General features: G+C 46.1%; 14 protein-coding genes. 4 read left to right on the forward strand and 10 right to left on the reverse strand.

The features are described from left to right. Window positions 1-14 precede the first annotated feature (14 nt). Both yczE and AC8GFU_RS03655 read left to right on the forward strand, forming a co-directional pair. Window positions 15-680, forward strand: coding sequence for a membrane protein YczE (gene yczE / locus AC8GFU_RS03650; RefSeq protein ID WP_506627148.1), 666 nt, complete (start codon window positions 15-17; stop codon window positions 678-680). Between the two features lie 93 nt (window positions 681-773). Next, on the forward strand, window positions 774-2,210 hold the full coding sequence (locus tag AC8GFU_RS03655) for an NCS2 family permease (protein WP_506627149.1): 1,437 nt from the start codon (window positions 774-776) through the stop codon (window positions 2,208-2,210). Window positions 2,211-2,253: 43 nt separating this feature from the next. Here the strand turns inward: AC8GFU_RS03655 and AC8GFU_RS03660 are convergent, their stop codons facing one another. Together AC8GFU_RS03660 and AC8GFU_RS03665 are read right to left on the reverse strand one after the other, a co-directional pair. Beyond that, window positions 2,254-2,898: a uracil-DNA glycosylase gene (locus tag AC8GFU_RS03660; protein WP_506627150.1), complete on the reverse strand. Its 645-nt coding sequence runs from the start codon at window positions 2,896-2,898 to the stop codon at window positions 2,254-2,256. After that, entirely contained in the window at window positions 2,879-3,688 is an 810-nt protein-coding gene (locus AC8GFU_RS03665) for an ABC transporter ATP-binding protein (RefSeq protein WP_506627151.1), read from the reverse strand. The genes AC8GFU_RS03660 and AC8GFU_RS03665 overlap by 20 nt, the downstream gene beginning before the upstream one ends. 65 nt (window positions 3,689-3,753) lie before the next feature. Between AC8GFU_RS03665 and AC8GFU_RS03670 the strand changes: the two genes are divergently transcribed. Further along, entirely contained in the window at window positions 3,754-4,278 is a 525-nt protein-coding gene (locus AC8GFU_RS03670) for an ACT domain-containing protein (RefSeq protein ID WP_506627152.1), read from the forward strand. After that, window positions 4,279-4,920: a phosphoserine phosphatase SerB gene (serB, locus tag AC8GFU_RS03675; protein ID WP_506627153.1), complete on the forward strand. Its 642-nt coding sequence runs from the start codon at window positions 4,279-4,281 to the stop codon at window positions 4,918-4,920. A gap of 3 nt (window positions 4,921-4,923) precedes the next feature. Here the strand turns inward: serB and hisG are convergent, their stop codons facing one another. Genes hisG through metK form a run of 8 tightly spaced genes read right to left on the reverse strand, consistent with a single transcriptional unit; the run spans window position 4,924 to window position 12,670 of the window. Then, window positions 4,924-5,769, reverse strand: coding sequence for an ATP phosphoribosyltransferase (hisG, locus tag AC8GFU_RS03680; protein ID WP_506627154.1), 846 nt, complete (start codon window positions 5,767-5,769; stop codon window positions 4,924-4,926). Window positions 5,770-5,777: 8 nt separating this feature from the next. Further along, entirely contained in the window at window positions 5,778-6,041 is a 264-nt protein-coding gene (locus AC8GFU_RS03685) for a phosphoribosyl-ATP diphosphatase (RefSeq protein WP_506627155.1), read from the reverse strand. Between the two features lie 45 nt (window positions 6,042-6,086). Continuing rightward, a complete protein-coding gene (gene rpe / locus AC8GFU_RS03690) occupies window positions 6,087-6,752 on the reverse strand; it encodes a ribulose-phosphate 3-epimerase (protein WP_506627156.1) in 666 nt (221 codons plus the stop codon). Window positions 6,753-6,761: 9 nt separating this feature from the next. Further along, on the reverse strand, window positions 6,762-8,126 hold the full coding sequence (locus AC8GFU_RS03695) for an RsmB/NOP family class I SAM-dependent RNA methyltransferase (RefSeq protein WP_506625800.1): 1,365 nt from the start codon (window positions 8,124-8,126) through the stop codon (window positions 6,762-6,764). Continuing rightward, the gene (locus AC8GFU_RS03700; RefSeq protein ID WP_506625801.1) at window positions 8,110-9,015 is read right to left on the reverse strand and encodes a methionyl-tRNA formyltransferase; all 906 of its coding nucleotides are present in this window, start codon (window positions 9,013-9,015) and stop codon (window positions 8,110-8,112) included. The genes AC8GFU_RS03695 and AC8GFU_RS03700 overlap by 17 nt, the downstream gene beginning before the upstream one ends. Continuing rightward, entirely contained in the window at window positions 9,015-9,575 is a 561-nt protein-coding gene (gene def / locus AC8GFU_RS03705) for a peptide deformylase (RefSeq protein WP_506625802.1), read from the reverse strand. The genes AC8GFU_RS03700 and def overlap by 1 nt, the downstream gene beginning before the upstream one ends. 20 nt (window positions 9,576-9,595) lie before the next feature. Further along, a complete protein-coding gene (locus tag AC8GFU_RS03710; RefSeq protein WP_506625803.1) occupies window positions 9,596-11,476 on the reverse strand; it encodes a primosomal protein N' family DNA-binding protein in 1,881 nt (626 codons plus the stop codon). A gap of 3 nt (window positions 11,477-11,479) precedes the next feature. Continuing rightward, window positions 11,480-12,670: a methionine adenosyltransferase gene (gene metK, locus AC8GFU_RS03715; RefSeq protein ID WP_506625804.1), complete on the reverse strand. Its 1,191-nt coding sequence runs from the start codon at window positions 12,668-12,670 to the stop codon at window positions 11,480-11,482. Between the last annotated feature and the right edge of the window lie 2 nt (window positions 12,671-12,672).

Consider the following 12,672-nt stretch of genomic DNA (forward strand, 5'->3'; position numbering starts at 1 on the left):
ATTATACTCATGCAATGTCTAATCCCTTCTTAGAGTTCCTGCGTCCGCATAAAACCGTTCCCCAAACACCATGGACAGCAAAATCTCGATGGGAGTTATCACCGCTTCGAGTCAGTGTGCTTTTCTTCGGCTTATTTATCTTTGGTCTTGGAGATTCACTATTGATCCAAAGTGAGATTGGAAATGCTCCTTGGTCGGTGCTTGCTCAAGGAATTTCACATCGACTTGATATCACTATGGGTTGGTCAACATTTGCAATCAGTTCATTGGTACTTCTCTTATGGATCCCGTTAAGAGAAAAGCCTGGATTTGGCACCCTTTCAAATATCGCATTGATTGCAGCTGCGATCCAAGTAGGTGTCACGGTCTTCCCTACCCCTGACTCTTATTTTGTTGGAATCATCTACTGTCTTATTGGAATTGGAATGGTGGGCGTTGGCTCTAGTTTGTACATCACCTGTGGTTTAGGACCTGGGCCCCGTGATGGCTTGATGACAGCGCTACATCACCGAAGCGGGATCAGAATCGGCAGAGTGCGCCTGGGCATTGAAGGCTCTGTCTTGGTGATGGGATGGCTGCTCGGAGGCACCGTTGGATTGGGCACACTGCTCTTTGCCACCCTTATTGGTCAATCTATTGCGGTCGCACTGGGAGTCGTTTCAAGAGTTACCTCCCGGTAGCGCATAGGATCCTCACATCTTCCCAGGGCTGTGCGCCCTTTCGCACACGGGGTCGCAAACACCCCCGATAACAAAATTAGAGAGGCTGACTCCATGCTGGATTCATTCTTTAAAATCTCAGAACGTGGCTCAACCGTAGCCCGCGAAGTACGTGGCGGGTTTGTAACCTTCTTCACGATGGCTTACATCGTTGCACTTAACCCACTCATCATCGGTCTTGCAAAAGATGGCGATGGAAAGTTCCTAGGTGGCGGCGACGCTCCTAACCTTGCTGCAGTTGCAGCTATGACTGCGTTGATCGCAGGAATCCTTACGATTCTTATGGGAGTTGTCGGAAACTATCCATTGGCGCTCGCAACTGGTCTTGGTCTCAATACATTTGTTGCAGTTGGTATCGCATCAAAGATGACATGGGCAGATGCAATGGGACTTGTCGTCATCGAAGGTCTGATCATCACAGTTTTGGTTCTCACCGGCTTCCGTACCGCGGTTTTCCGTGCAGTTCCTGCGCAACTTAAGGTTGCTATCTCTGTTGGTATTGGTCTATTCATCGCCCTTATCGGTCTTGTTGATGCAGGATTCGTTCGTCGCACAGGTTCAGGTCCAGTACCTGTAACTCTTGGCGATAATGGAACCCTTGTTGGCTGGCCAACAATCGTCTTCGCTTTCGGACTTTTCTTGATGATCGGCTTGATGGTCAAGAAGGTTAAGGGAGCGATCCTGATTGGAATCATCGTTGCAACAGTTGCAGCTATCGCAATTGAATCTGCATTCAAGATTGGTCCAAACTTTGATGGAGCAACTGGCAAGGTGAATCCAAAGGGTTGGGGCTTAAATGTTCCAGCTGTGCCTTCAGATGTTGTTTCTACTCCAGATTTCTCATTGTTCGGTAATTTCAACCTACTAGGATCATTTGATCGCATCTCGCTAATCGCTGGAATCCTCTTTATCTTCACATTGCTTCTTTCAGATTTCTTCGACACTGTTGGAACTGTTACTGCAATTGGACATGAAGCAGATCTCATCGATAAGGATGGAAATGTTCCAAATAACGATCGCATCCTTTTGGTTGACTCAATTGCAGCAGTAGCTGGCGGAGCTGGAAGCATCTCCTCAAATACAAGCTACATCGAATCTGCAGCTGGTGTTGGCGAAGGTGCACGTACTGGTCTTGCATCAGTTGTTACCGGAGTTCTCTTCCTTCTTACAACATTCCTAGCGCCATTAGTTGCCGTAATTCCTTACGAGGCTGCAACACCAGCACTAGTAATTGTTGGTTTCCTCATGATGACTCAGATCAAGAATATTGATTGGCAGGATTACGGAATTGCGATTCCTGCATTCTTGACCATCATCTTGATGCCTTTCACTTACAACATCTCAGTTGGTATTGGTGCGGGCTTTGTTTCACATGTTGTGATCCGTTTGATCCAAGGACGTCGCAAGGATGTACATCCATTGCTTCTACTTGTATCTGGATTGTTTATGATCTACTTCTTGTCATCTCCAATCAATGCTTGGATTGGCTAAGGTAGATTAAAGAAAAGCCCCCGGGAAACCGGGGGCTTTTTTCTTACCAAATTATCGGTGCAAGGTTTCGCTGAACCAGGATTTCATTTGTCTTAGTAAATGGTTTGGAACCAAAAAATCCACGATATGACGAGAGTGGACTCGGATGAACCGATTCAATGCACATCTCCTGGCGGAAATACCCCTTCAACTCCCCTGCAGATTTACCCCAAAAGATGCCAACTACATCATGCTTGCCAAGCTCTTGCGCTACAGCATCTGTAACTGTTTGCCAACCTAAAGTTGCGTGAGCCATCGAACATCCAATTTCAGTAGTGAGTATTCGATTCAGTAACAAAACTCCTTGTTCAAACCAATCGGACAGGTCAGCGTTTGTTCGCTTCACGGAACCGGTATCACTAGAAAGCTCTTCAAAGATATTTCTTAGTGTTGGAGGCAGCGGGTTAACATGTCCATCAACTGAAAAAGCTAAACCATGCGCATGTCCTGCGGTTGGATAAGGATCTTGACCGAAGATCACTACCTTTGTTGCTGAAATGGGATAACTCAGTGCACGAAATATTCTGTGCATAGGTGGAGCAACGATTTGAGGATCCAGTTGCGCTTCTATTGTTGCTATTAAATCCTTATGCGGAGCGAGTACAACTTGCCATTCTGGATGTAGTTGTTTAAAGAGCTGCGCGTGCAAAGAAGCGCCCTGATTCTGAGGTTACAGAGATTGAAGTTCCAAAGACCGCAGATACATGTTCTGAGGTAATAACCTGATCAATAGGACCTGAAACTGCGATAACCCCATCCTTGAGCAACAAGGCGTGGGTGCTTCCTACCGGGATCTCTTCAATATGGTGTGTCACCAAAATTGTGGCCGGTGCGGTTGGATCAGCGGAGAAATGTGCAAAACGCTGCAATAGATCTTCACGTCCTCCTAGATCTAAACCGGCGGCAGGTTCATCCAGCAACAAGAGCTCCGGGTCGGTCATCAGTGCACGTGATATTTGCACCCGCTTCTTTTCACCCTCACTGAGAGTCCCATACAAACGATCACCTAGATCACGTACACCAAAGGTTGTAAGTAGCGCAATCGCTCGGGACTCATCCCATAAATCATAATTCTCGTTCCAACGTCCCAAGATTGCATAAGCCGCTGTTAAAACCACATCCTTTACCGTTTCATCGTAAGGAATATCTTCGGCGATTACCGAACCGCAAATTCCAATACGCGTGCGAAGTTCAAAGAGATCAACCTTGCCCATCTCTTTATCCAAAACTCGAACCTGCCCTTTGGTCGGAAAGATTTTGGTAGCAAGAATCTGCAGCAAGGTTGATTTGCCAGCACCATTTGGTCCTAAGACAACCCAACGCTCCCCTTGTGAGATCGAAAAGTTGAGCGGACCCAAAATGGTGCGGTCACCGCGACGCACTGATACATCGCTCAGGGAAAGGACGGTGCTGCTCATAGATGCAAAAGATAGTGCCATTTGAGCCCTCGATGTCTCAATGCCTCGCCTAAAGGGCAAGTGATTCACGATAACCTAGCCCTCTTATGACTGTTGAAACTGAAGTTAAAGAGCAATTCACAGGATTAATCCTGCTGACCGGGGTCGATAAAGCTGGAATCTCCGCCGCCTTATTCCAGAGCTTGTCACCATTTGCGATCTCGATTGTAGATGTTGAACAGTTAGTAGTTAGCGATCGTCTGATTTTGACGGTTTTGATCGCCCTTAATCCATCACATCAGAAAGCGATCGAGGCAGATCTTGAAGAGTGCGCAGCCGCAAATGATGTGGACATAGCAACACTATTTACCACCCGACCTCTTACCTCGGTAAAGGGATCGTTAGTTGATGTGACGATTACAGGTGAAAAACTGCACCCTTCTACAGTTGCCTTCGTTTCAAATTGCGCGAATGAATTAGCAGGAAATATTGAATCGATTCAACGTATCGGGTCCAATCCAATTTCGTTGTGTTTCACAATCTCTAATTCACCAATCGCTGCACTGTCAGCGGCTTTGAATTCGGCGACCTTTGAAGACGGAGCTACGGTGTCGGTAAAGGCTCACCCATAAATGACCGTAGCAAAACGGCTTGTGCAGCTAGATGTTGACTCAACATTTATTCAGCAGGAAGCTATTGAACTGCTTGCCGCTAAGGCCGGTGTACTTGAAGAGGTTTCCCGAGTAACTGAAGCTGCCATGCGAGGCGAACTAGATTTCTCAGAAAGTTTGCGCGCTCGAGTTGCCTTGTTGAAAGGTTTACCAGAAGCTGCAATTGTAGAAGTGCAAAATGAAATCCTGCTTACAGATGGTGCAGATGCTCTCGTTAAGACCCTTCACGAAAAGGGACATTGTGTTGCATTGGTATCTGGTGGTTTTAGTGACATTTTGAAACCTCTGGTCGAATCTTTGGGAATTAAGCATTACCGAGCAAATAAGCTTGGCATCGCTAATGGCTTACTGACTGGAACTGTTGAAGGGGCAATTGTTGATCGTGCAGCTAAAGCGGATGCCCTTAGATTCTTCGCAGCAGAGTGCAATGTGAATTTACAAGACACAGTCGCTATCGGTGATGGCGCAAATGATTTAGATATGATGGAAATTGCGGGAATAAGTATCGCTTTCAACGCCAAACCAGTTGTTGTTCAAGCCGCTGATTATGCGATCAATGAACCTTCGCTACGCTCTGTTTTTGATTTAATTGGAGCAATTTAAGCTTTACAGACGGCAGGCGTGAATATCCGTTACCAAAATTCCACGTGCTCCAACAGACCACAGCTCATCCATTACTCGGTTTGTTTCTTTGCGAAGCACCATTGCTCGAACCGCAACCCAATCTTGCTTCTGCAGAGGTGAAATCGTAGGAGATTCAAGTCCCGGAGTAATTGCACAAGCCTTATCAACCAAATCTTTTGGAACGTCGTAATCCAACAGGACATAACGGCGGGCGGTAACAACACCCTGAAGACGTCGAATCAAAATTTCGAGCTCAGCTGGAATTGCTGCTCCCTTACGTGCAATCACAACCGCTTCACTTGTCAGGATTGGGTCACCGAAAATCTTCAACCCTGCTTGGCGCAAAGTGTTTCCAGTACTCACAACATCAGCGATTACATCGGCTACGCCAAGGCGCACTGAACTTTCAACAGCTCCATCAAGGCGCACAATCTGCGCGGTAATACCCAGATTCTTTAAACTGTGTTCAACCAATCCTGGGTAAGCGGTAGCAACACGCTTGCCAGCAATACTTTGAACCGTCCACTCTTTATCTGCAGGTCCAGCAAATCTAAAGGTAGAGCCACCAAAATCTAGCGACAAGATCTCATCTGCCTGTGCTGCCGAGTCGATGAGCAAATCTCGACCAGTTATTCCAGCCTCTAACTCACCTGATCCAACATAAACAGCGATATCTCGTGGACGAAGATAGTAAAACTCAACTGAATTGTCGTTGTCGATTAAAACTAAATCGCGGCTGTCGGTGCGTTGACGATATCCAGCCTCTTTTAAAATAGCAATTGAACTGTCAGCTAAAGAGCCTTTATTGGGAACTGCAATTCTTAACATGTAATCTCCTAAAGAAACTTGTAAATATCGTTGATGGTTAAACCGCGAGCTAACATCAATGTCTGGAGATGATAAATAAGCTGGCTAATCTCTTCGGCTAGCGCTTCATCTGACTCGTGTTCTGCGGCTAGCCATACTTCGCCCGCCTCTTCGAGAATCTTTTTTCCAATAGTGTGAATTCCGGCATCCAGTGCTGCAACCGTGCCTGAACCTTCTGGGCGCGCAATAGCCTTTTCGCTGAGCTCGACCCAGAGTGATTCAAAGCTTTTCATAGTGCAAGTTTACTAGACGCACAGCGGGTCTGGCCCCACAATAAATTACTTAATTAACTGTTGCGCAAACTCTCTGATTGAAACAACCATCTGCGCTGGATCTGGAGCATTAAAGACTGCGCTTCCTACAACAAAGGTGTCGGCCCCTGCTTCAAGAGCGATTTGAATGGTACTCATCGATATACCTCCATCGACCTGTAACCAGATTGGTCGATCTCCAATAATCTTTCGTGTGCGTCTTACCTTTTCCATCATATTTTCCATGAACTTTTGACCGCCAAAGCCCGGCTCTACTGTCATGATCAAAAACATATCTACATCATCAATCAGATCCGCGTATTGTGAAATATCGGTATTTGGTTTAATGCCTAAACTTGATCGTGCACCAGCTTTACGGATATTTCTTAAGGTTGCAGGAATATCACTTGTTGCCTCTGCATGGATTGTGACTGATGCGCATCCAATTTCAGCGTACTGAATTGCAATGTCATCAACATTAGCAACCATCAAATGGGCGTCAATTCCTAGTGAAGAGTTCTCAACGATCTTAGCTGCAGCTTCGAAGTCAAAGGTGAAGTTTGGAACAAATACATCATCCATAACATCCAAATGAATCAGATCTGATACGCCAGCTATACTTTCAATCTCTTGATCAAGTTTTGAAAAATCCGCGTTTAAAATACTTGGCGTTATACGAATCTCTAAACTCATAGTTGAATTTTAGCCCTGAACCTTTTGAAAGAGCGCTAAGTACATGGCATCGGTGCCGTGTTTATGCGTCCAGAGCGACATTGCACCATCTCGATTTGCACCTTCTAGCCTTTCCGGAAGAAATGGATCCACATCTATTTTGTTGAGTTCGGTGTGCTTCCTCTTAATGTCTGCAATTTGAATACTCGTCTCGGCTAGGTGAGGCGAACAGGTGGCATAACCAAGGACTCCCCCTGGATTGAGCGCTTCGATTGCAGAATCAATGAGTTCTCGCTGTAACTGTGTAAGAGCACGCAAATCTTGAAGAGTTCGACGCCATCTGACCTCTGGGCGCCGACGCAAAGCACCTAAACCTGTGCATGGTGCATCAATTAATATCGCATCAAATTTTTCACCTAGCGAGTTAATCTCGCGTCCATCTGATACCAAAACACGATCTCCATGTACTACTTGTTTGACTAGCTCTGCTCGCGGAGCGGAAAACTCATTAGCTGTAAAGGTAACCCCACGAGTTCGAGCGATACTTGAAAGCAGTGCAGCTTTTCCACCTGGTCCGGCACATAAATCAAGCCATTGAGTACCAGCAGCCGCTTTCGCAAAAACTTCAGCAACTAGTTGTGAACCCTCATCTTGAACACCAATTTTGCGTTCCTTGATTAAGTCCAATGCTCCGGGATTACCCTTCCAATGGGCGCCAAAGGGCGAGAATTCAGTTGGATCTCCACCGATATCGATGAGATCTTGTTGCGTTGAATATCCCGGCCAAGCAACCAAGGTTGGCAAGGCGGCCTCATTGTTAATTGCTAACGCCGATTCAACCTCTCGCCAATCCTTCAGCAGATCAAAATAAGCAGACACTATCCATTCGGGATGTGAGTATTGAATCGAAAAGCGTTCAACGGGATCAGAGATGGTAAGCAACGGGGCAAACCACTCTTCGATACTTTTACGCGTCACACTTCGCAGCAAAGCATTTACAAAACTCGCCTTTGATTCACCTACTCTTTTGCGAGCAACTTCTACAGTTGCCGCTACCGCTGCGTGATCTGGAATACGCATTTCATGAATTTGATGAACGCCCAATCGACAGATATCGACAATTCCGGGATCTACTTCATTCCAGGGGCGATCGCTAATCTGAGACAGTACCCAATCATGCTTTCCTTGCATTCGAATCGTTCCGTACAAAAGTTCTGTAACGAGTGCGCGATCTCGTTCTTCAAGTTTGCTGGCATTTAGTGCCTGCGGTAACAATAGATTGGAGTAACCCTCGTTTCGGTTTACTTCAGTCAGTAGATCAAAAGCTAACAATCGAGATGCATCTGGCTTTGGAGATTTAAAGGTGTTTCTGCGCGCTTCAGCCAAGGAGTTCACCGCCTGAAAGTCGAGCCCCTCGAGCCCATTCAGATGCGGTCATCTCTTTCTTACCTGACGGGATTACAGTCAATATTTCAACTGCGCCATCCTTTGCCCCGACAAAAACTGAACCTTCGATAGTTGCAAGGGTTCCTGCGGGGAAATTATTTTCAGAAGCAAGCTGGGCAGAAGTAATCTTAAAAGACTCACCTTTCCATGTAGTCCATGCGCCTGGTTCGTAGGTAAAAGCACGAATGGCATTGACCACCTGAAGTGCTGATGTTGTGAAATCTATCTTCGCCTCTGCTTTTGAAATCTTAGGCGCAATTGAAGAGCTGCCACTTTGAATAGTTGGCGTGTGCCCTTGTTTAACTAATTGCAAAGCTTCAGACACCGATTGAACTCCAACTTTCGCGAGTTCGTTCAGTAATTCAACGCTGCGCCATGACGGTTGGATATCAATTTTTGCTTGAGAATAGATAGGACCCGTATCCATACCCTTATCAAGTTGGAAAACAGAGACTCCCGTCTTCACTTCACCATTCTGCAGCGCACGTTGCGCTGGTGCTGCACCGCGATAAGCAGGCAATAGCGAGAAATGTAGATTCAAAAAACCATGCTTAGGCAAACTTAAAATACGTTCAGGTAGCAAAACTCCATAACCAATAGTCAGGATCAGATCGAGATCTTCAATCTTTCCAATCAAATCATCTGGGGAGCTAGGTTTGAAGAGGGAAATACCATGCGCAACCGCCCAATCCCCCACGATTGATTGTGTCAATGTTCTGCCACGCCCAGCTGGCTTATCGGGTTGAGTGATTACTAATTCAAGTGAGTGTTCGGATTGCAATAGCCAATCCAAAGTCGGAATCGCCACATCCGGAGTAGCTGCTACTCCGATACGCATTAAGAGATCCGTCCGAAAATGGTGTGTGGTGAATCCTTAACTTGAATGTTATTTCCTTGCTCTGCCGCAAGGTTAAACCACTCTGATTCACGAATTTCCTTCATCGCAAGTTTACGATCTTCAGCCGACAATTTGTCTATGAACAAAATTCCATTGAGATGGTCAGTTTCATGCTGCAACGCTCGAGCTAGAAACTCAGTTCCCTCGACGGTAATGGGTTCGCCATACATGTTGTAACCCTTTGCAACCGCACGCATGGCACGAGGAGTTTCATATCTAAGCTCTGGAAAAGAAAGACATCCTTCTTCACCATCCTGCATCTCTTCGCTTAAAGTCAAAACGGGATTAATTAAATGGCCTAACGCCTCATCAACATCCCACACAAATACGCGCAATGGAACACCGATTTGTGGCGCCGCTAAACCCGCGCCTGGCGCATCCAGCATGGTGTCCGTTAAATCCTGGACGAGGACGCGCAATTCTTTGTCGAAATCGAGTACCTCAGAAGCTGGGGTCGTCAATACGGGATCCCCAAAGAATCTAATCTCTTGAATTGACATGGCGCGAGTCTACCAATTGGTTAGAGGGAATATGGATTGATTCGCAGGGTGAAGAGTTCCTTCTTCGCGATACTTCTGCGTCTTTGTAGTTCATGAACCACGCCGATTAAAGAAGGTGCCTCGCTATTTTCTACATGTAAAACAATTTTCGCTTGCCCCTTCGCGATGGGAGCTGGACCAAACAATCGCGTTGATTGGGGTAGACGCCCTTGTTCGATCGCCTTGCTTAAACCTGTAAAAATCTGGGTCGCATCCGATTGACCCATCACAAGTACAGCTGAAGTTGTATATGGCGGCAGTTGCAACTCGCTTCTTTCAGTGAGCTCACGTTTTAATAAGGGAGCAACATTCCATCTCGCAATGCTTGCCGATATTGGATGGGATTCATCCAGAACCAATAAAACCTTTCCTTTGCGAGAGATCAATGCAGATGTCTCAAGGAACAGTTCTCGCGCTCTTTCAGCGGTACGAAGATCTGTGTGAGCGAAAAAACGCATTCCATCAAGCACGACTACCGCGGCATAACCACCAGCAACTTCTGGTTGTGCACCAGGAGTAGCCAGAACCAAAGAAGGTTTATTCTGGATCTTTCCTTTGATGACATCACCTGCTGAAATAATTACCGGAAATCCAGTAAACGCGCGAGAAATTTCCTCTGAGGCTCTTTCGATACCGCGGCCAGCCAGGTACTGCTTATCGCGATGGCAGAAGGAACATTTCCAAGAATCAAAATTCTTTCCGCAATGTACGCATATTGGATTGGCAGCCTTTGATCCCACTGACAATCGTCCTCCACATTCACACAATGCGATGTTGCGACAGTGCGCGCACAGTAGGGCGTTTCCATACCCTTTTCGAGGGGCGAGGAAAAGAACTGGTCCAACCTTTAGTGCCGCACGGATCTCTGAAAAGATTCGTCCCGGTAACAACGCTCCATCTGTGGGTGTGAACGCCTTTACATCGATACTTTCGCGAGAAGTTATGTATTTGATGTGTCGATTCTCAATTTCGAATCCAACTTCGATAGAAGGAGAAAATCCCGTAAGCACCAGCTTCAGTTTTTCTTGAGAGGCGCGAAGTTGAGCGACCGCTCGCGAATTCCAACCTGGTGATCTCACCTCATAGTGATCAAAGGATGACTCTTTGAAAATAATAATCGTTGATAAGTTGGTAACTGGTGCAAATACTGCACTTCTCGTACCAACAACTATGGATTTATCAGAATTTATTGCGGTCATGAAGTTTGTATATCTCTGATCACGCTGCATAGCGGCAGTTAATTTCAAGGGTGAAAAGCCTGATTCCGACAGTGATTCAATGATCTGATCAACATCTTTCTCATCAGGAGCAACGATCAAGACCGATCCTGCATCAAAGTTTTCTGAGACTAAGGCATTTAATTGTCGATATGGCTGAGTAAATGGATGAAATGTTTCAAATGTTGTCCCTGTTTTTCCAGACTTACTCTTACCAAATTGTATTGATGTAAAGAGTTTGTCTACTGAAGCTACTCTTGGCGGAATCGCGGATCGAATGATGTCCCATGGATTGCACGCATATTTTTCAGCTAATACCTCAAACAATGTAAGTGATTCGACGGTTGCAATTGGATGAGGCGATAAGACCTTTGAAATCGGCTTTAACGCCCCTGCACGTTCTGGTTGAGCAACACGTTCTTGGACGATTCCTTCAGTTTCACGACCACCAAATGGAAGCTGAACTCGTACGCCAATCTGAATCTGTGCGGATAGTTTTTCGGGGATTGCATAGTCATACAACTGATCTAGATGAAAAACACCTGTATCAACTCGAACTCGAGCAACAGGTAAGACCAAGGCTCTCGGGCCAGAAGCAGCTGGTGCTACTTCTGCCTTTAACTTGAAGAGCCTTGGAGTTCCCACCGACTACTTGATTGCGTTTTGAAGTGCTGAAACTCGATCAGTACGTTCCCAAGCGAACTCGGGAAGTTCACGACCGAAGTGACCATAAGCACTTGTTAGTGAGTAGATAGGACGTAACAAATCAAGATCGCGAATGATCGCAGCAGGACGAAGGTCAAATACTGAAAGTACAGCATCCTGAATCTTTGCCACTGGCACTGTTTCGGTACCGAATGTTTCGACGAAAACTCCAACAGGCTGCGCTTTTCCAATCGCATATGCAACTTGAACTTCGCAACGACGTGCAAGACCAGCTGCCACAACATTCTTTGCTACCCAACGCATTGCATACGCTGCTGAACGATCTACCTTTGATGGATCCTTACCGCTAAATGCACCACCGCCATGGCGTGCCATTCCACCGTACGTATCAACAATGATTTTGCGTCCCGTTAACCCTGCATCTCCCATCGGTCCGCCAATAACAAAGCGACCAGTTGGATTAATAAGGGTACGAAGATCCTTCTTTGGAAGATCAATAGAGGCCAAGATTGGGTCGATAACCTGCTCAATAATTTCAGGAGTAAGTTTTTTCACTACATCGACATCTTCAGAATGCTGGCTTGAGATAACTACTGTATTTAATGCAACCGCTCGATCACCGTCATACTCGATAGTTACCTGAGTTTTTCCATCTGGACGTAGGTATGGAAGAGCTCCAGATTTGCGAACCTTAGTAAGTTGCTGAGCCAATGCATGTGCCAACCAAATTGGTAGCGGCATCAGCTCTTTCGTGTCATCACATGCATAACCAAACATCAATCCTTGATCGCCTGCACCTTGAAGATCCAATGGATCCACCGCTGAAGTAACGCGGTGCTCGTAGGCATCATCTACGCCTTGAGCAATGTCTTGAGATTGCTGTCCGATAGAGATCGATACTCCGCAACTATTTCCGTCAAAACCTTTATCAGATGAGTCGTAACCAATATTCAAAACAGTGTCGCGAACTATTCCCATAACATCTGCGTAACCATCAGTAGTAACTTCACCAGCAACATGAACTTGACCTGTTGTGATCAGTGTTTCTACCGCAACGCGGCTCTTTTTGTCCTGCGAAAGCAGTGAGTCCAAAACCGCGTCGGAGATCGCATCTGCGATCTTGTCTGGATGTCCTTCAGTTACTGATTCAGATGTAAAAAGTCGCTTTGACATAA

The sequence above is a fragment of the Planktophila warneckei (SeqCode) genome (genome assembly GCF_965234675.1).
Classification (GTDB): domain Bacteria; phylum Actinomycetota; class Actinomycetes; order Nanopelagicales; family Nanopelagicaceae; genus Planktophila; species Planktophila warneckei.